The following is a 17,524-nucleotide window of genomic DNA, read 5'->3' as shown; positions in this document are numbered from 1 at the left end:
TGGGTGCTCCCTTCCCCCGATGGGAGAAGGGAAAACCTTAGGTTTCAGGAGGCCGCCGCAGAGTGCGCTCAGCCCCAGCTGGCCAGCAGCGTCTCCGCCACGGCGATCAGGCTGCGGTCGCTGCCCTTCGGCCCCAGCAGCGAAATGCCATAGGGCGCGCCCTCGCGGCCCGACAGCGGCAGGCTCAGTTGCGGGAAGCCGGACAGCGGCGTCAGGCACAGCATATGCGCGGCCGCCATGCGGTAATCCTCGAACAGTTCCATCGGGGACGTGCGCAAGGGCGCGATGTCGGGCATCGTCGGCAGCACGAGCACGCCATCCGTGCCGAGCAGGCGGCCGAGATGCGCAGTGAACTCGGCGCGGATCTGGCTCGATGTTTCGAACTGCTCGGCGCTGACTTGCTTGCTGAACGCAAACCGTCCCGCGATATCGGAGCCCAGTTCGAGGCCGTATTGCTCGATCAGCTCGCCCGAAGACTGCCACGCTTCCCAGCCCTGGATGTACCGGAACGCCCAGTAGAGGTCCGATAGCGGCCGGTCCGCGACGGTCACGGGCGTGGCTGGCCCGAGGATGGCTTCCACCCGCGCCACGGTGGGCGCGAGCGCGGCGCGGGCTTCGTCGGTCGGCAGCGGCATGAGGTCGCTGGCGATGAGCATGCGCGGTGTCGCCGGCAGCGGCGCGGTGTCCGTGCCGAGCAGCACGTCGGCAACGCGCGCGAACGTGGCGATGTCGCGCGTGAAGAAGCCGCAGGTGTCGAGCGTCTCGCAGAGCGGCTGGCACAGTTCGAGCGAGATCCGGCCGTGGGACGGGCGGATGCCGAACAGGCCGCAGTGGCTCGCCGGGGCGCGGACCGAGCCGCCGGTATCGGTGCCGAGCGCGAAGTCGCAGAGGCTGTTCGAGACCGCCGAGGCCGAGCCGGAGGACGATCCGCCCGTGATGCGATCCGGGGCGCCGCCGTTGTAGGGGCTCCCGTAGTGGAAGTTCTTGCCGTTCATCGAGAACGCCATTTCGTCGGTGTGGCTCTTGCCGATGAACTGCGCGCCGGCGTCCAGCAATTTCCGCACGGTGGGCGCGGTGGCCGTCTTGATGCCCGAGCGGGCGAGCACATGCGGATTGCCACCGCCGGTCGGGTAGCCCGCCACGTCGAACAGATCCTTGACCGCGAAGGTGAGGCCCGCGAGGGGGCCTTCCGGCGCGTTGGGGACGGCGACGTCGGGGTAGGGCATGAACGCGCGGGCGGGATGCGTGGCAAAGGTCATGGCGATGAGGTCCTCTCGGTTAGTGGTTTATGCGGCAGCGGTGGCCGGGGCGGCGGGCTCCGATACCAGTACGCAGCTGACACGATGGCCGTTGCCCAGCGATACCGCGCGGGGTACCTCCTTCAGGCATTCGGGCCGCGCGTGCGCGCAGCGCGGGGCGAAGGTGCAGCCCGGCGGCAGCGCGGAGAGGTCGGGCGGCGCGCCGCCGATCGTCTCCAGCCGCTCGCCGCGCGACATGCCGTGCTGCCGGCTCTTGAGCAGCGCGTTCGTATAGGGATGCCGCGCCTCGCGCATCAGCGTGCGGATCGGACCCTCCTCGACGATACGGCCGCCGTACATGACGGCCACACGGTCGGCGATTTCGACCGCCGCGCCGATGTCGTGCGTCACGAACACGATGGATAGCCCAAGTTCGCGCTGCAGCTCGCGCATCAGGATCAGCACCTGGATCTGCACGGTGGCGTCGAGCGCGGTGGTCGGCTCGTCGGCCAGCAGGATCTTCGGTTGTGCGGACAACGCCAGCGCGATCATCGCGCGCTGGCGCATGCCGCCCGACATCTCGTGCGGATACGCCGCCAGCCGGCGTTCGGGGCTGGGAATGCGGACGGACTCGAGCGCCTTGAGCGCGCGCTCGCGCGCCTCGGCCTTGGTGACCTTCGCATGCGTGCGGATACATTCGACGATCTGCTGGCCGACGGTATAGACCGGGTCCAGCGCCAGCAACGGCTCCTGGAACACCATCGCCACCTTGCCGCCGCGCAGGCGCGACAGGGCGCGTTTGTCCATGGCGAGCACGTCCTCGCCATCGACGCGGATCTCGCCCTCCATGCGCGTGCGGCGCGGCGGATGCAGGCGCATCAGCGCGCGCAGCGTGACGCTCTTGCCGGAGCCGGATTCGCCGATCAGCGCGAGCGACTCGCCGGCGTTGACGGTCAGAGAGACGCCGTTGACGGCCTGAATGGTCTTGCCGCTGCCGTGGAAGGATACGTGCAGGTCGCGTACCGAGACGACAGGTGCAGCGACAGAAGTTTGGGTTTCGCTCATCGTAGTCCTCCTCAGGGCGTCGCCGCGTGCAGGCCCGGCGTCATCCGCCGCAACGGCAGCGAATGCCCGCCATCGGGCATGGCCATCAGGCACGACACGGGATGCCCGGCCAGCGCGTCCGTCAGCACCGGCGCGCGGCGCTCGCAAACGGGCTCGGCGCGCGCGCAGCGCGGGTGGAAGCTGCATCCCGGGGGCGGGTTGATCGGGTTCGGCGGATCGCCGGCAAGCGGCGCGGCCAGCGTGCGGTGGTCGGGGTCCATCGACGGCATGGACGCCAGCAGCGCGCGCGTGTAGGGGTGTGCGGGATTCGCGTAGATCGACTCCGTATCGCCTACCTCCACCACCTTGCCGAGGTACATCACCATCACGCGGTCGCAGAGATAGCGGATCACGTTGAGGTCATGGCTGATGAACACATACGTCAGGTCGAACTCGGCCTTGAGGTCGAGCAGCAGGTTCAGCACCTGCGCCTCCACCGACTTGTCCAGCGCGGACACGGCCTCGTCGAGAATCACCAGCCGCGGACGCAGCGCCAGTGCGCGCGCGATGTTCACGCGCTGGCGCTGACCGCCGGACAGTTCGTGCGGATACCTCCCGGCGAAACGCGCCGGCGCCAGTCCCACACGTTCCAGCAGATAGCGCGCGCGCTCGGTCGCCTCGCGCGCGCTCACGCCATGCACACGCGGCGTGAAGGCAATCGACTCCTCGATCGTCAGGCGCGGATTCAGCGACGAGTAGCTGTCCTGAAACACCATCTGGACCTGGCTGCGGAATGCCTTCATTGGCAACTGCGGAGAGCCCACGCCCTGCGCGTCGAAAATCAGTTCGCCACTGTCCTGCGCGGTGAGCTGCATCAGCAACCGCGCCGTGGTGGACTTGCCGCAGCCGGACTCGCCCACCACGCCGAGCGTCTCGCCCTTGAGCACGTCGAAGCTCACGCCGTCTACCGCGCGGACCTCGCCGGCGCGGCGAAAGGGGATGGCGGACTTCAGCGGGAAATGCTTGACGAGGTCGCGGGCAATGACCAATGGCTGAGCCGGGCCGCCGACATCGCGGGCGGCGGGCAACGCGGTCGCTTCCAGAGTGTCGTTCATGTTCAGTCCTTGATTTCCATGGCCGAGCGAATGCCATCGGCCAGCAGGTTGAAGGAGATCGACGTGAGGAAGATCATCGCGCCGGGCAGCGCGGCCACCCACGGCTGGGTGTAGATCGCGGTGCGCAGCGTATTGAGCATCAGGCCCCATTCGGGCTCGGGCGGCTTGACGCCGAGACCGAGGAACGAGAGACCCGAGGCCAGGATCATCGAGACCGAGATGAGGCTCGTGGCATAGACGAAGATCGGGCCGAGGACGTTGTTGAGCACGTGCGCGCGAACGATGGTCAGCGCCGAAGCGCCCGACGCGCGCGCGGCGTCGACGAACTCGCGCGCGCGGACCTGCGTGGTCACGCTCTCCGCCACGCGCACGATCTGCGGCACGAAGACGATGGTCAGCGAAAGCAGGGCGTTGCCGACGCCCGCGCCGAGCGTGCCCGAGAGCGCGATGGCCAGCAGCACCGACGGAAACGCGTACAGGATGTCGGTCAGCCGCATGATCACGGTGTTGGTCAGGCCGCCCGCGAAACCGGCGACGATGCCGAGCGCGCTGCCGATGACGAAGGCGAGCAGCACGGGCGTGATGCCCATGAACAGCGAAAGCCGCGCGCCCAGCATCAGGCGCGAGAGCATGTCGCGGCCGAGTTCGTCGGTGCCGAGCGGGTAGTGCTCGGTGCCGATCGGCTTGAGCCGCTTGAGGATCGACGACGCATAGGGGTCGCTCGGCATCAACTGCGGGGCGAACAGCGCCATCAGGATCAGCGCGATCAGGATGCATGCGGCCACCATCGCGAGCTTGTTGCGCAGCAGGCGGCGGCCGACCGTGGCCCAGTATCCGGGGGAGCGCTGCACGGCGAGCGGCGCCGTGCGTTTGTCGAGGGTCAGGTCCATGAGGCTCTCCGAGAAGCGAAGGCTGGGAAATCAGTTACGTTCGATGCGCGGATCGAACAGCGTCTGCAGGGCGTCCACGAGCAGGTTCAGCAGCACGAAGAACACGGCCAGCACGAGGATCGTCCCTTGCAGCAGCGGAAAATCGCGTTGGAAGATCGCCGAGTTCAGCAGGAAGCCCGTGCCCGGCCACGAGAACACGGTCTCGATGAGGATCGAGCCGCCAAGCAGATAGCCGAGCTGCAGGCCCATCACGGACAGCGCCGTGGGCGCGACATTCTTGACCACGTGCCGGAACACCGCGACATCGGAGAGACCCCGCGCGCGCAGGCCGACGATGAATTCGTTCGAGAGAATCTCCGCCACGAGCGCGCGGATCGTGCGGGCCACGATGCCCATCGGGATCACGGACATCGTGATGGCGGGCAGCAGCATGTACTGGAAGTGTTCCCAGTCCCACGCCCAGTCGCCGGAGCCGCCGGGACCGGCGCCCGTCGCGGGCAGCCAGCCGAGCAGCACGGAAAACGCGATGACGAGCACCATGCCGAGCCAGTAGTGCGGGATGCTCACGCCGAGCACCGACAGGAACGAGGCGACGCGGTCCGAGACGGAGTCGCGCAGATAGCCGGCCACGAAGCCGAACAGGCATCCGAACGTGAACCCGATGAGCGTGGCCACCGAGGCCAGGCGAATCGAATTGATCACCGCGGTCGACACTTCGCTCATCACGGGCCGGTTCGTCGCGATCGACGTGCCGAGGTCGCCGTGCAGCGCGCGCAGCAGCCAGTGGAGGAATTGTTCGAGGAACGGTTTATCGAAGCCGTAGAGCGCGGTTAGCTGGCGGCGCAGTTCTTCCGACGCATCGGGCGGCAGCACCGATACGAGCGGGTCGCCGGGCGCGATATGGACCAGCGAGAAGCACAGCAGTGCCACGCCGAGCAGGATCGGCAGCGCGTAGAGGAGGCGGCGGAGCAGATAGATCATCGCAGCGGTGGCTTGTTGGTTTGTGGGGAAAGGCGTCCCCCCCCCGGTGGGGAGGGGGTGAAACGAGCTTAATCCATCGACATCGTGGCGATATCGATGAACCAGCTCTGCGGCTGCACCACGCCCTTGACCTTCTTCGAGATCGCGCGCGGGCCGACGTCGTGCGCGATCAGCACGAACGGCGATTCCTCGACGATGCGGGCATGCAGCTTGGCCAGCGCGGCGTCGCGGCCCTTCTCGTCGAACGACGTACGGGCGTTCTCGATCAGCTTGTCGAACTCGGCGTTACCGAAGTAGCCCCAGTTGTTCGAGACCGGCGGTTGCGTCTTGGTGCTCACGAAGCGGACCATCGCGAAGAACGGATCCATCGCCGCGAAGCTCACGTTGATCGCGTTGGCGCCGTGCGCGCTCGGATCCTTCGCGCCAATCCGCCAGTTCGTGAACAGCGTGTTCCACTCCACGACGTCGAAGTCCACGTCGAAGAAGCACTCCTTGAGGTTCTGCTGCACGTACTCGTTCATCGGCAGCGGCTGCATCTGGCCCGAGCCCGATGCGGACACCTGCACCTTGACCTTCACCGGCTTGGCGGCCGAGTAGCCCGCTTCCGTCATGAGCTTGCGCGCGGCGTTCGGGTCGTACTTGATGTCGAACTTCGGGTTGCCCCACCACGGGCTGCCCGCCTCGACGATGCCCTTGGCCTCGGCCATGTAGCCGCCCAGCAGCGTCTTGAGGCCGGCGCGGTTCACGCACAGGTTCGCGGCTTCACGCACGCGCTTGTCGAGCCACGGCGAGTTCGGGGCGAACGACAGCTGCCACGGCCACATGTGCGGCTGCGCGTTGGCGTACACCTCGAAGCCGCGGCTCTTGATCTGGGCGATCGCGTCGGGGGCGGGGGCTTCGATCCAGTCCACCTGGCCGGATAGCAGCGCTGCCGTGCGGGCGTTGGCTTCCGGCATCGGGACCATCACGACCTTGTCGATCTTGGGCACGCGCTTCGGGTCCCAATAGGTGGCGTTCTTCGCGAGCTCAAGGCGTTCACGCGGGACGAAGCGCGTCATCTTGAACGGCCCCGTGCCAGAGGCGTCCGCCGCGAACGCGACCCACGCCTGCTTGCTGCGTTCGGCGGCGTCGGTCACGGATGCCGGGACGGCGGCCAGCTTCTTCTCCCACTGCGCGGGGGAGGCCATGAACAGGTTCGACAGGTTGTACGGCAGGAACGAGTCGGGCTCGGACGTCACGAGCTCGACGGTCAGGTCGTCGATCTTCTTCGCGCTGCGGAGCGTGGGCATGCGCGAGGCGGTCACGCCGACCTGGCTGGGGTCGAACTGTTTCGCGGTCTTGTCGAGGACCTTGTTGACGTTCCACACCACCGCGTCGGCATTGAATGCGGAGCCGTCGTGGAACTTCACGTTGGGACGCAGCTTGAACGTCCACTTTGTCTTGTCCTTGTCGTCGACCTTCCACTCGGTGGCCAGGCCCGGGATCAGCAGGCTCGGACCGTTGCTCTTCGACAGGTCCCATGCGGTCAGCGCGTCGTACATCGGGATGCCGGTGAACCGGTTACCCTCGAAGCCCTGATCGGGCTGGCCGAGCGTGCGGGGGATATCGGCGGCGGTCATGCCGATCCGCAACGTCTTGTCCGCGGCGTTGGCCACACCGGGCAACGCGAGCGCGGAGAAGGCGAGAGCAGCAGCGGTCGCGGCGAGCACCGTACGGAAACCGGAGGGAAAACCTTTCGCGTGGGAGGACGGATGGTGGTTCACAGGCAGAGCTCCTGAGGGTGGGGAAGGGAGTGCTTGGGAGCTAGCAAGTCATGTGCCACCGTGGGGGCAACGGTTGACGGGCATTCCCTGAACGATGGTCTGCTTCTTGCTGAATCCTCTGCCGCAACTCGCACTCATCGACAACAGAGAACTCACATGGACACCCTGCACACTCCCCGCATCAACGGCCCGCGCCTATGGCAATCGCTCATGGATCTCGGCGCGTTGGGCGCCACGCCCAAGGGCGGCGTTTGTCGTATCGCGTTGACCGAAGAGGACAAGCAGGGCCGCGATCTCGTGGTGCGGTGGTGCCGCGAGGCGGGGCTGGAGATTCGCGTGGACGAGATCGGCAATGTGTTCGCGCGCCGCGCGGGCAGCGATCCGGCCGCGCCCGCGGTGGCCACCGGCAGCCACATCGACACCCAGCCCTCGGGCGGCAAGTTCGACGGCAACTTCGGCGTGCTGGCCGGGCTCGAAGTCATGCGGACCCTCAATGACCTCGGCGTGGTCACGCGCGCGCCGGTGGAGGTCGCGATCTGGACCAACGAGGAGGGCACGCGCTTCACGCCCGTGATGATGGGCTCCGGCGTGTTTGCGGGCGTGTTCGACGCGGACTTCGCCCGCGAACAGGCGGACCGCGCCGGCATTACGGTGGGCGACGCCCTCGACGCCATCGGCTATCGTGGGGCGCAGAAGGCGGGCGAGGTTCCGGGCGGCATGTATGCCGCGTATTTCGAGGCCCATATCGAGCAGGGTCCCGTGCTCGAAGCCGCCGGGCTGCCGATCGGCGTGGTGTCTGGCGCGCTGGGGCAGCAGTGGTACGACGTGGTCGTGACGGGGCAGGACGCGCATGCGGGCCCCACGCCGCTGGCGCTGCGCCACGACGCCATGCTGGCCGCCGCGCGCATGGTGGAAGCCGTCAACCGCATCGCGCGCGACGAGGCGCCGCATGGGCGGGGCACGGTGGGGTATCTGGAGGTCAAGCCCAACTCGCGCAACGTGATTCCCGGGCGCGTGGATTTCGCGGTGGACTTCCGCAACCTGTCGCAGGACGGGCTCGACCGCATGGACGCCGCGATGCGCGCGGCGTTTGCCGGGATCGCCGATGCGGCGGCCGTGCAGGTGGAGATCAGGCAGGTGGTGAAGTTCGAGCCCTGCGTGTTCGCGCCGTCATGCGTGGAGGCCGTGCGCAAGGCTTCCGAGCTGCTCGGTCTGCCGAGCATGGAGGTGGTCAGCGGCGCGGGGCACGACGCGGTGTACGTCGCCCAGCGCGCGCCAACGGGGATGATCTTCGTGCCGTGCAAGGACGGCATCAGCCATAACGAGCTGGAGGATGCGCTGCCCGAGCATATCGAGGCGGGGGCGAATGTGTTGTTGCAGGCGATGTTGAGCGTGGCCGGTTGACGGATTGCCATGAAGGGGCGCAACGCCCCTTCAATGGCCGATGGAACGTGAAATCGCCCACGCACACTCCACCACCAGCGGACCCAGTTTCCGCTGCGCCTCCTCCATCGTCCACCGGCTCACCGGCGGCGACACATGCACCGCCCCCACCGCGATCCCCTGGCTGTTCACGATCGGCGCGCCCACGCCCATATCCCCGAGAAACAGCTCCTCCTCGTTGCACGCATACCCCACCGACCGGCACGCCACCACGCGGGAAAAGATCGTCTCCACATCCGTCAGCGTCGCGGGCGTGCGCGGCGCGCGGGCGGAAGTCTCGAGCATCGACCGTACCTGCGCATCGGGCAGCGTGCTGAGGTAAGCGCGCCCGGAGCTCGTGCAGTACATCGGAATGCGCATGCCCACCGGCGTCAGCACGGGCATGTGCTTGGCGGTCATGAGCTGCGCGACGTAGACCATGTCGAGCCCGACAGGCTCCGTCAGGTTCGCGGTCTCGCCACTGGTATTGGCCAGCTGCGACAGATACGGGCTGGCGATCGGAATCAGCGCATCCGCGGCGAGGTAGTTGTAGCCGATCTCCATTACCTTGGGCGTCAAGCGGAAGCGCCGCGTCTGCGGGTGCTTGTCGACGTAGCCGAGCTGCTCGAGCGTATGGACCGTGCGTTGCGCCGAACTCTTGGTCATGCCGGTGATGGCGGCGAGCTCGACGAGGGTGAGGGTGCGATGCACGGCGGTGAACGCGCGCAAGGCCTCGAGGCCTTTCTCGAGGGACTGGTTGAAAAGCGGATCGGGCCGTTCGGACATGAAGAAGACAGAGAGAAAACAAGCACCAACGTCGTGACCCGCTGCACCACGATGGCCGCGTATTGCACCAAGATATGCGCGTATCGATCATCGATACGGAACGGGTAGGTAACCCTAGCGATTTCAATGCCCGGCGGAATCCACCTCCCATGGACCTCAGGTAAACCCTGATAAAAAACCGTCTTGTGCCCAGTGAAATATCACACTAGTATCACAGCAACTTAAGACACACCGCAGTCCGCCCATGACGCGCCCTATCCGACTGGTAGCGACCGACGCCCCCGACGCGCTCGAAGCCAAACTCCCGCTCACGCCCGCGCAAAGCGGCGCGGCCATGCGCGAGCAGGCCTATATCGAGATCAAGCGCCGGATCATCGCGTGCGAGTTCCGCCCCGGCGAACCGCTCAACGAGGCGCAGGTCGCCGCGCTGCTCGGCCTCGGCCGCACGCCGGTCCATCAGGCGCTGCATCGGCTGGAGGTGGAAGGGCTCGTCCAGATCCTCCCGCGCAAGGGCATCCTGGTCACGCCGCTGTCGCTGAACGACGTACTCGACATGATCGAAGTGCGCGCGACCAACGAGGTGCTGTGCGCCACGCTGGCCTGCGAACGCGGCCACGACAGCGACTTCAAGGCGATGCGCGACATCGTGGACCGCTCGCCGGACCTGATCGCGCGCCGGGATATCCCCGCGCTGGCCTCGCTGGACCTCAAGTTCCATACCGCCATGTCGGCCGCCTCGCGCAATCGCGTGCTGGCCGACCTGCTGCGCAGCCTGCACGAGAAGCAGGCGCGCTTCTGGTTCCTCTCGCTGTCCGACCCGCAGCACCTCGAGAACGTCTACCAGGAACATCTGGAGATCGTGGACGCGCTCGAACGCCGTGACATTCCGGCGGTGCGCGAGTCGATTCGCGAACATATCGACGAATTCCGGAAGAACATCATCCGGACACTCTGAACGACCCACTCTTCTCGCAACAGGATTCACGCAATGCCGACACTGCAATTCCAGGTAGCCGGCGGGGGCGCACTCGCCCTCGACATCGAACGACTGATCATCGCCGGCTGGACCGGCCGCGACGCGGACGCGGTGCAACACCACATCAAGGAACTCCAGGACATCGGCGTGAAGCCGCCCTCCACGGTGCCGTGCTTCTATCCGCTGGCCGCGTCGCTGCTGACGACGAGCGACGTGCTGGAAGTCCCGCGCGACGATTCGTCGGGCGAGACGGAGTTCGTGCTGCTGCAGGGGCAGGGCGAGTTGTACATCGGCATCGGCTCCGACCATACGGACCGCAAGGTCGAGGCGTATGACGTCACGGTGTCCAAGCAGATGTGCGGCAAGCCCGTCGGCCGCGAGGTGTGGCGCTTCGACGAGGTGGCCGATCACTGGGACAGCCTCGAGATGCGCTGCTGGCGTGTGCGCGACGGCAAGCGCGCGCTGTATCAGGAGGGCAAGGTCACGCGCCTGCTGGACCCGCGCGACCTCGTGCGCCGGCTGACCGGCGAGGACGCGCTGCCGCCGGGCACGGCGATGTTTTGCGGCACGCAGGCGGTCATCGGCGAACTGGGGCATGGCGAAGCGTTCGAGGTCGAGCTGCACGACCCCGTGCGCAACCGCACGCTCCGCCACGCCTATCGCGTGGAAAGCCTGGCCGTCGCTGAATAACGGACCGGCAGGCCAACGCTACACCCATACCGACAACGAGGCTCTTCAGGGGAACGACATGGACCAGACGTCTACGATCGCCGCGCTTGCGGCCGAACTCGCGGCAGGCCGCACGAGCAGCGTCGCGCTGACAGAGGCCGCGCTCGCGCGCATCCAGCAGCATCGGGAGGCCGGTGGCGCCGCCTTCCTCGAAGTCGATGCCGACGGCGCGATCGCCGCGGCGCGCGCCGCCGATCAGGCCCGCGTGGCGGGCCTCGTGGCGTCGCCGCTGGCCGGGTTGCCGGTGTCGATCAAGGATCTGTTCGACGTGCGCGGCCAGGTCACGCGCTCGGGCTCCAAAGCGCTGGACGGCGCGCCCGCCGCCGCCGATGCGCCCGCGGTGGCGCGTCTGCGCGCGGCCGGGGCGGTGCTGATCGGTCGCACGAACATGAGCGAGTTCGCGTTCTCCGGGCTGGGCCTCAATCCGCATTACGGCACGCCGCGCACGCCGATCGATCCCGAGCGGATTTCGGGCGGGTCGACGTCCGGCGGCGCGGTCAGTGTGGCCGAGGGCATGGCCGTGGCCGCTCTGGGCACCGATACGGGCGGCTCGATTCGTATTCCGTCGGCCTTCTGCGGCCTGACGGGCTTCAAGCCGACCGCGAAGCGCGTGCCGCTCGACGGCGCGGTGCCGCTGTCCACGTCGCTCGATTCGGCCGGTCCGCTCGCGCGGTCGGTCGCCTGCTGCGCGGCCGTCGATGCGGTGCTGTCGGGCGAGACGCTCGATACGCGTCCCGCCACGCTGGCGGGCCTGCGGCTGTACGTGACGCGCGATTTCGTCTGCGACGGGATGGATGACGACGTGGCCGCCGCGTTCGACGCCACGCTGGCCAGGCTGTCGAAGCTCGGCGCCCAGATCGTGCCGTTCGAGTTCGGCGCGCTGCGCAGGCTGCCGGAGATCAACGCGGCGGGCGGGCTGACCGCGGCCGAGGCGTGGCACTGGCACAGGCAACTGCTGGCCGAACGCGGCGATCGGTACGACCCGCGCGTGGCCATGCGCATCCGCCGCGGCGAGAAGCTGAGCGCCGCCGACTATATCGAGCTCCTGGCGGCGCGCCGCGCGATGCAGGCGGAAGCCGCGTATCTGCTGCGCGATGCCGATGCATGGCTGATGCCGACGGTCGCCGTGCGTCCGCCGCGCCTGGATGCGCTGCAGGCCGACGACGCGTTCTTCGCCACCAATGGGCTCGTGCTGCGCAATGCCAGCGTCATCAACTTCCTCGACGGTTGCGCGGCGTCGCTGCCGCTCGGCAACGGTATCGGCCTGGGCGTGTGCGGCCTGCATGGGCGGGATGCGCGTGTGCTGCAGGTATCGGGCGCGATCGAAGCCGCGCTGTAACGCGCCTTTTTGCAGTGTTCCCGCGGCGCTCCAGCACAGCGTTCGCCAATGTCGCCCGAGGGCCATGCCAATGCAGCGTGGCCCCGTGTACCACCATCAAGGAGTTGCACCGATGTCTTCCACGTTAGCCGGCGCCCAGGGCGTCACCGGTGGGCTGCCGCCTGCCGAAGTCACCCGGCAGCGCAACGACGCGTACCGCAAGATCACGGTACGTTTGATTCCGTTCCTCGTCTTCCTGTTCATCCTCGCCTGGATCGACCGCGTCAACGTCGGTTTCGCCAAGCTCCAGATGCTGCAGGACCTGCAGTTCAGCGAAGCCGTCTATGGCTTCGGCGCGGGCATCTTCTTCATCGGCTACTTCCTTTTCGAGGTGCCGAGCAACCTGCTGCTCGAGAAGATCGGTGCGCGCAAGACCCTCGCGCGCATCACCATCCTCTGGGGCCTGGCCTCGATGGCGATGATCTTCGTCAAGACGCCGATGCAGTTCTATGCGCTGCGTTTCCTGCTCGGCATCTTCGAAGCGGGGTTCTTTCCGGGCGTGGTGCTGTACCTCACGTACTGGTTCCCGGCCGAGCGCCGCGCGCGCATCAACGGCCTGTTCATGACGTCGTTCGCGATCGCGGGCGTGGTGGGCGGCCCGCTGGCCGGCTTCATCATGACCACGATGGACAATGTCGACGGTCTCGCCAACTGGCAATGGCTGTTCGTGATCGAAGGCATTCCGTCGGTCCTCGCCGGCATCGCGGTGCTGATGTACCTGCCGGAGAAGCCCGTCAAGGCGAAGTGGCTCACCGCCGCCGAGCAGACGCTGGTCACGCGCGACGTGGAAGCCGACGCGCGCGACCCGGCCAAGCATTCGTCGCTGCGCGACGCGTTCTCGAACTCGCGCGTCTGGATCTGCGCGGCCATCTACTTCTGCGTGGTGAGCGGCAACGCGACCATCGCGTTCTGGTCGCCGTCGATCATCAAGGAGCTCGGCGTGCAGGGCAACCTGAAGATCGGTCTCGTCTCGGCGATTCCGTTCATCGCCGGTACCATCGCGATGGTGCTCAACGGCATCCACTCGGACCGCTCGGGCGAACGCCGCATGCACTGCGCGATGGCCACGCTGCTGGCCGCCGTGGGCCTGACGCTGACGGGCTTCTGGCTCCAGAGCGCGACGATGGCCCTGTGCGCGCTGACGGTCGCCTCGATTGGCATCCTCGCGGCGTTCCCGGTCTTCTGGTCGCTCCCGTCGGCCTTCCTCGCCGGCACGGCGGCAGCAGGCGGTATCGCCCTGATCAACTCGATCGGCAACCTCGCGGGCTTCGTGGCGCCGTACATGATCGGCTGGTTCAAGACGACCACGGGCCAGCTGTCCTCCGGCTTGTACTTCGTCGCCGCACTGGAGGCCTGCGCCACGGTGCTGGTACTCGCCTTCATCCGCGTCAAACGCTGATCCCGACGGCGACCCGGTGACAAGCGGGGAGGGGGACTGGATTCCCCTCCCGCGTTGCGCTACAATCCGCAGCCTTGTTTTATGGCGGCCACGCACGCCAGCGAAACAAGCATCAAGACAGGGACTGCGAGGGTGGCGAAATTGGTAGACGCACCAGGTTTAGGTCCTGACGCCAGCAATGGTGTAGGGGTTCGAGTCCCCTCCCTCGCACCAACCTCCATCATTCTTCCTTGATTCTGGCCTCACTTCCGCGCCGGGAGTGCATGCCCGAACGCGCGCATACCCGAACAGGTGCGCTCACGAACATTCCGCCGCTACCGTTTGCGGTAACGTTACGTTCGTCTCTTCTTTTCCCAACCCGGCCATGACCACGACGCTTCGCTCGATCGGGATGTTTCGCCTGTTGTTCTGGGGCTGCGCCGCTGCCATTCTGGTCCTGGCGCTGCTGCCGCCGTCGACGCCGATGCCGACTACCGGGTGGGACAAGTCCAATCACATGCTCGCGTTTGGCACGCTGGCCGTGTTGGGGGCGCGGGCGTGGCCGGGGCGGATGTGGGGCGTGTTGCTCGGTCTGGTCGCGTATGGCGTGTTGATCGAGATCCTGCAGGGCTTTACGCCGTATCGCGATGCCGATGCGATCGATGTCGTTGCCGATACCGCGGGCGCGCTGATCGGGTTCGCGATCAGCGCGTTGATGGCGCGGCTGGCGGCGCGGTCGGCCTAGTTGTCCAGCGACTCCAGCGTGTAGGACGCGCCGTCGTCCTGTCCCAGCAATTCCACGAGCTTCGGCAGCGCGGCTTCCAGATCGGCCTTCAGCGTCCACGGCGGGTTGATCACGAACATGCCGCTGCCATGCAGGCCGAGCCCCCCGGGGACCGGGGACTTCACGGTGAGGGCGGCGTGGACCCAGCTCTTGACCGGCAGGCGCTTCAGTTGCTCGGGAAGCTGTATCGCCTCGCGTCGCTGCACCTGCGGATACCAGACCGCATACATCCCCGTGGCAAACCGCTGCAGCCCGTCCTGCACCGCGCGTACCGTGCGCGCATAGTCGTTCTTGTCCTCGTAGGCGGGGTCGATCAGCACGAGCGCGCGGCGCGGTGGCGGGGGCAGGATAGCCTTCAGCCCTTCGAAGCCGTCCGCGTCATAGAGCATGACCCGGCGGCCCGCGCCGCGGAAGTTGTCGCGCAGGACCTGGATCTCGGTCGGATGCAGTTCGAACAGGCGCAGGCGATCAGCCTCGCGCAGCATCTGCCATGCCAGCCATGGCGAACCGGGATATCGATTGAGTTCGCCGTCGGGGTTCAGTTCGTCCACCTGCTCCAGATACGCTTCGAGCATCGCGGGCAGTTCTTCTTCCGATTCCCAGAGCGGACCGATGCCCGTCTCGAACTCGGCGTTCTTCTGCGCGTACGCATGTTCGAGCGAGTAGAGCCCCGCGCCGGCCTGCGTGTCGACGTACCAGAACGGCTTGTCCTTGCGCGTCAGATAGTCGAGCAACTGCACGACGATCGCGTGCTTGAGCACATCGGCGTGGTTGCCGGCATGGAAGGCGTGGCGGTAGCTGAACATGGCATCGGGGGCGGGCGCGAGGGCGGCGTCCGGCCGGGGTGGGGCACAAGGGGCCGCTATGCTACCATCCGGCGCCCCCGGTTCCCTCAAATGGAAAGCGAAATCCGCGCCCATGCCGCGTGCTCTCGAGCCTGCCGAGCCGATCGTTGACGGTGACGGCACCCCTTACTCCCCGCGCTACGGCGACGTGTATCACAGCAGCCGTGGCGGCCTCGCGCAGGCGCGCCACGTGTTTCTCGGCGGCAATGGCCTGCCCGAACGCTGGCGCGGCCGCCGGCAGTTCGTGATCGTCGAGACGGGATTCGGGCAGGGGCTCAATTTTCTGGCGACCTGGCAGGCGTGGCGCGACGACCCGCAGCGCTGCGGGCATCTCCATTTCGTCTCCATCGAGAAGCATCCCTTTACGCGCGACGGTCTGTGGCAGTTGCATGCCGGGCTCGGTGCGCTGTTGCCGCTGGCCACGTTGCTGCAGGACGCGTGGCCGGACATGTTGCCCGGGCTGCATCGGCTTGAATTCCCGCATGCGCCGGGGGGGGCGGTGACCCTGACGCTCGCGTTCGGCGATGCCGAGGCGCTGCTTCCCCGGCTTGCGGTCGGCGCGGATGCGTTCTATCTGGATGGGTTTTCGCCGTCCCGCAATGGCGATATGTGGTCGGAGGCCGTGTTTCGCGGGCTGTCTCGTCTGGCGCGCGCCGATGCGACGCTGGCGACGTACACCGCCGCGGGTTTCGTGCGGCGCGGGTTGCAGGCGGTTGGGTTCGATGTGCGGAAGGTGCCGGGGTTTGGCGGCAAGCGCGATATGACGGTAGCGCGCTTTGCGCCCGCATGGAAAACCCGCCGGCATGCGCCGCCGGTGGCGGGTTCGTGGCCCGAGCGTCATGCGGTGGTGATCGGGGCGGGTTTGGCCGGTTGCGCGGTGACGGAGCGGCTGGCCGCGCGCGGGTGGCGCGTGACGCTCGTCGATCGGCACGCCGGACCGGCGCGGCAGACATCGGCGCATCGGGCGGCGGCGATGCATGCGCATATCTCGAGCGATGACAGTCTGTTGTCCCGGCTGTCGCGGGCGGGGAATCTCCATGCCTTGCGTGCGTGGCGCGCGCTGGCCGCCGCCGGGCATGACGTTGGGTGGCACGGCTGCGGCGTGTTGCAACTCGGCGAGGATGAGGCCGAGAACGCGGCGCAGCGGGCCGCGCTCGCGGCGCTGGGCTTTCCGGAGTCGTTCGTGCGGTGGATGTCCGCAGGCGAAGCTGCCGATGCGCATGGCGCCGCCGTGCCGCGTGGCGGCTTGTGGTTCGGGCAGGGCGGTTGGGTAGCGCCGCCCGACATCTGCGCGGCGCAACTCGCGCACGCCGGCCCCGCCGTTACCGCGCGCTTTGGCTGCGAAGTCGCCAGCATCGCGCGCGTGCCCGGGGCACCAGCAGGTGCGGAAGGTGCGGAAGGCACCGACGACTGGTGGCAGGTGCTCGCAGCCGATGGCAGCGTCATCGCCACGGCGCCCGTGCTCGTGCTCGCCAACGCGTATGAAGCCGCGCGGCTGCTGCCGTCGCCGTATCGGGAACTCCGCCGCGTGCGGGGTCAACTGACCGATCTGCCGGCAGCCGCGGTGGATGCCCTCGGCACATGGCCCGACTGCGTGGTCACGGGGAACGGTTATCTGCTCCCGCGCGCGGAGGACGGCAGCGCGCGCGTGGGGTCGAGTTACGACCCCGACGAAGGCCCGCTGGTCGCGCGGCCCGAGGTCCATGCGGACAACCTCGCGCGCCTGGCGGCGCTGTTGCCGACGCTGTCGCAACATCGCGCCGGCGCGCCCGGCACATTGGATCCGCGCACGCTGGAGGGTTATGTCGGCGTCCGCACGGTAACGCATAACCGCCTGCCGATGATCGGCCGTCTGCCCGACGAGGCGCGGGCGCTGGAACATGCCCACGCGCTCCGTGGCGCGCACCTGCGCGATCTGCCGCGGCTCCCCGGCCTGTATGCGTCCCTTGCGTTCGGCTCCCGCGGCCTCACATGGGCGGCTATGGCCGCGGAACTCGTGGCCAGCCAGATCGAAGGCGAGCCGCTTCCGGTAGAGAGCGATCTGGCCGACGCCGTGGATCCCGCACGTCTGCTGCTGCGTGCATTACGCCACGGGCTGCGCGCCGCGGATTCCGCTTCCGGGTAAAAACTGCCGGAACCGAATGAAAACCATGCGATAATCCGCGTTTTCCGTCCGCACGGAGCCCGCCGGATGC

The 17,524-nt window shown here is 67.6% G+C and carries 15 protein-coding genes and 1 tRNA gene; 8 read left to right on the top strand and 8 right to left on the bottom strand.

Going from position 1 to position 17,524, the window contains the following annotated elements:
* Positions 1 to 68: 68 nt before the first annotated feature.
* From KHP16_RS08370 to KHP16_RS08345, 6 genes are all read right to left on the bottom strand, one after another.
* Positions 69 to 1,259 (bottom strand): amidase, encoded by a 1,191-nt coding sequence (locus tag KHP16_RS08370; protein WP_115952423.1) that lies wholly within the window; start codon positions 1,257 to 1,259, stop codon positions 69 to 71.
* Between the two features lie 27 nt (positions 1,260 to 1,286).
* Positions 1,287 to 2,303, bottom strand: coding sequence for an ABC transporter ATP-binding protein (locus KHP16_RS08365; RefSeq protein WP_109580873.1), 1,017 nt, complete (start codon positions 2,301 to 2,303; stop codon positions 1,287 to 1,289).
* A gap of 11 nt (positions 2,304 to 2,314) precedes the next feature.
* Positions 2,315 to 3,397 (bottom strand): ABC transporter ATP-binding protein, encoded by a 1,083-nt coding sequence (locus KHP16_RS08360; RefSeq protein WP_109580874.1) that lies wholly within the window; start codon positions 3,395 to 3,397, stop codon positions 2,315 to 2,317.
* Between the two features lie 2 nt (positions 3,398 to 3,399).
* Positions 3,400 to 4,287, bottom strand: a complete 888-nt coding sequence (locus tag KHP16_RS08355; protein ID WP_109580875.1) for an ABC transporter permease — start codon at positions 4,285 to 4,287, stop codon at positions 3,400 to 3,402.
* 30 nt (positions 4,288 to 4,317) lie between these two features.
* On the bottom strand, positions 4,318 to 5,268 hold the full coding sequence (locus KHP16_RS08350) for an ABC transporter permease (protein WP_109580876.1): 951 nt from the start codon (positions 5,266 to 5,268) through the stop codon (positions 4,318 to 4,320).
* A gap of 68 nt (positions 5,269 to 5,336) precedes the next feature.
* On the bottom strand, positions 5,337 to 7,031 hold the full coding sequence (locus KHP16_RS08345; RefSeq protein ID WP_115952421.1) for an ABC transporter substrate-binding protein: 1,695 nt from the start codon (positions 7,029 to 7,031) through the stop codon (positions 5,337 to 5,339).
* A 156-nt stretch (positions 7,032 to 7,187) separates the two neighbouring features.
* On the opposite strand from KHP16_RS08345, the gene KHP16_RS08340 reads away from it, so the two are divergent.
* Positions 7,188 to 8,435, top strand: coding sequence for a Zn-dependent hydrolase (locus tag KHP16_RS08340; protein WP_211959932.1), 1,248 nt, complete (start codon positions 7,188 to 7,190; stop codon positions 8,433 to 8,435).
* Positions 8,436 to 8,465: 30 nt separating this feature from the next.
* On the opposite strand, the gene KHP16_RS08335 is transcribed toward KHP16_RS08340, so the two are convergent.
* Entirely contained in the window at positions 8,466 to 9,239 is a 774-nt protein-coding gene (locus KHP16_RS08335; protein ID WP_109580879.1) for an IclR family transcriptional regulator, read from the bottom strand.
* A gap of 244 nt (positions 9,240 to 9,483) precedes the next feature.
* On the opposite strand from KHP16_RS08335, the gene KHP16_RS08330 reads away from it, so the two are divergent.
* From KHP16_RS08330 to KHP16_RS08305, 6 genes are all read left to right on the top strand, one after another.
* Positions 9,484 to 10,194, top strand: a complete 711-nt coding sequence (locus tag KHP16_RS08330) for a GntR family transcriptional regulator (protein ID WP_109580880.1) — start codon at positions 9,484 to 9,486, stop codon at positions 10,192 to 10,194.
* Between the two features lie 33 nt (positions 10,195 to 10,227).
* Positions 10,228 to 10,905, top strand: coding sequence for a DUF2848 domain-containing protein (locus KHP16_RS08325; RefSeq protein WP_109580881.1), 678 nt, complete (start codon positions 10,228 to 10,230; stop codon positions 10,903 to 10,905).
* Positions 10,906 to 10,963: 58 nt separating this feature from the next.
* Positions 10,964 to 12,283, top strand: a complete 1,320-nt coding sequence (locus KHP16_RS08320; RefSeq protein ID WP_211959931.1) for an amidase — start codon at positions 10,964 to 10,966, stop codon at positions 12,281 to 12,283.
* A gap of 112 nt (positions 12,284 to 12,395) precedes the next feature.
* A complete protein-coding gene (locus KHP16_RS08315; protein WP_244835688.1) occupies positions 12,396 to 13,721 on the top strand; it encodes an MFS transporter in 1,326 nt (441 codons plus the stop codon).
* A 126-nt stretch (positions 13,722 to 13,847) separates the two neighbouring features.
* Positions 13,848 to 13,934: transfer RNA gene (locus tag KHP16_RS08310), tRNA-Leu, on the top strand.
* Positions 13,935 to 14,085: 151 nt separating this feature from the next.
* Positions 14,086 to 14,445 (top strand): VanZ family protein, encoded by a 360-nt coding sequence (locus KHP16_RS08305; RefSeq protein WP_179593431.1) that lies wholly within the window; start codon positions 14,086 to 14,088, stop codon positions 14,443 to 14,445.
* Here KHP16_RS08305 and KHP16_RS08300 read toward each other — a convergent pair.
* Positions 14,442 to 15,290, bottom strand: coding sequence for a 23S rRNA (adenine(2030)-N(6))-methyltransferase RlmJ (locus KHP16_RS08300; protein ID WP_109580885.1), 849 nt, complete (start codon positions 15,288 to 15,290; stop codon positions 14,442 to 14,444). The genes KHP16_RS08305 and KHP16_RS08300 overlap by 4 nt on opposite strands.
* A 112-nt stretch (positions 15,291 to 15,402) precedes the next feature.
* Between KHP16_RS08300 and mnmC the strand changes: the two genes are divergently transcribed.
* Positions 15,403 to 17,454 (top strand): bifunctional tRNA (5-methylaminomethyl-2-thiouridine)(34)-methyltransferase MnmC2/FAD-dependent 5-carboxymethylaminomethyl-2-thiouridine(34) oxidoreductase MnmC1, encoded by a 2,052-nt coding sequence (gene mnmC, locus KHP16_RS08295; protein WP_211959930.1) that lies wholly within the window; start codon positions 15,403 to 15,405, stop codon positions 17,452 to 17,454.
* Positions 17,455 to 17,524: the final 70 nt, after the last annotated feature.

The organism is Cupriavidus plantarum, assembly GCF_905397285.1.
GTDB classification, from domain to species: domain Bacteria; phylum Pseudomonadota; class Gammaproteobacteria; order Burkholderiales; family Burkholderiaceae; genus Cupriavidus; species Cupriavidus plantarum.
Note: the sequence above shows the minus strand (reverse complement) of the source record. Positions and strands in the feature narration are given on the sequence as shown.

What these genes read in the sequence shown, in the direction of transcription:
- KHP16_RS08355 (WP_109580875.1), bottom strand. Translation starts at nt 4,287, where the DNA reads ATGGACCTGACCCTCGACAAACGCACGGCGCCGCTCGCCGTGCAGCGC.
- KHP16_RS08360 (WP_109580874.1), bottom strand. Translation starts at nt 3,397, where the DNA reads ATGAACGACACTCTGGAAGCGACCGCGTTGCCCGCCGCCCGCGATGTC.
- KHP16_RS08320 (WP_211959931.1), top strand. Translation starts at nt 10,964, where the DNA reads ATGGACCAGACGTCTACGATCGCCGCGCTTGCGGCCGAACTCGCGGCA.
- KHP16_RS08350 (WP_109580876.1), bottom strand. Translation starts at nt 5,268, where the DNA reads ATGATCTATCTGCTCCGCCGCCTCCTCTACGCGCTGCCGATCCTGCTC.
- mnmC (WP_211959930.1), top strand. Translation starts at nt 15,403, where the DNA reads ATGCCGCGTGCTCTCGAGCCTGCCGAGCCGATCGTTGACGGTGACGGC.
- KHP16_RS08325 (WP_109580881.1), top strand. Translation starts at nt 10,228, where the DNA reads ATGCCGACACTGCAATTCCAGGTAGCCGGCGGGGGCGCACTCGCCCTC.
- KHP16_RS08340 (WP_211959932.1), top strand. Translation starts at nt 7,188, where the DNA reads ATGGACACCCTGCACACTCCCCGCATCAACGGCCCGCGCCTATGGCAA.
- KHP16_RS08370 (WP_115952423.1), bottom strand. Translation starts at nt 1,259, where the DNA reads ATGACCTTTGCCACGCATCCCGCCCGCGCGTTCATGCCCTACCCCGAC.
- KHP16_RS08330 (WP_109580880.1), top strand. Translation starts at nt 9,484, where the DNA reads ATGACGCGCCCTATCCGACTGGTAGCGACCGACGCCCCCGACGCGCTC.
- KHP16_RS08315 (WP_244835688.1), top strand. Translation starts at nt 12,396, where the DNA reads ATGTCTTCCACGTTAGCCGGCGCCCAGGGCGTCACCGGTGGGCTGCCG.
- KHP16_RS08365 (WP_109580873.1), bottom strand. Translation starts at nt 2,303, where the DNA reads ATGAGCGAAACCCAAACTTCTGTCGCTGCACCTGTCGTCTCGGTACGC.
- KHP16_RS08305 (WP_179593431.1), top strand. Translation starts at nt 14,086, where the DNA reads ATGACCACGACGCTTCGCTCGATCGGGATGTTTCGCCTGTTGTTCTGG.
- KHP16_RS08300 (WP_109580885.1), bottom strand. Translation starts at nt 15,290, where the DNA reads ATGTTCAGCTACCGCCACGCCTTCCATGCCGGCAACCACGCCGATGTG.
- KHP16_RS08335 (WP_109580879.1), bottom strand. Translation starts at nt 9,239, where the DNA reads ATGTCCGAACGGCCCGATCCGCTTTTCAACCAGTCCCTCGAGAAAGGC.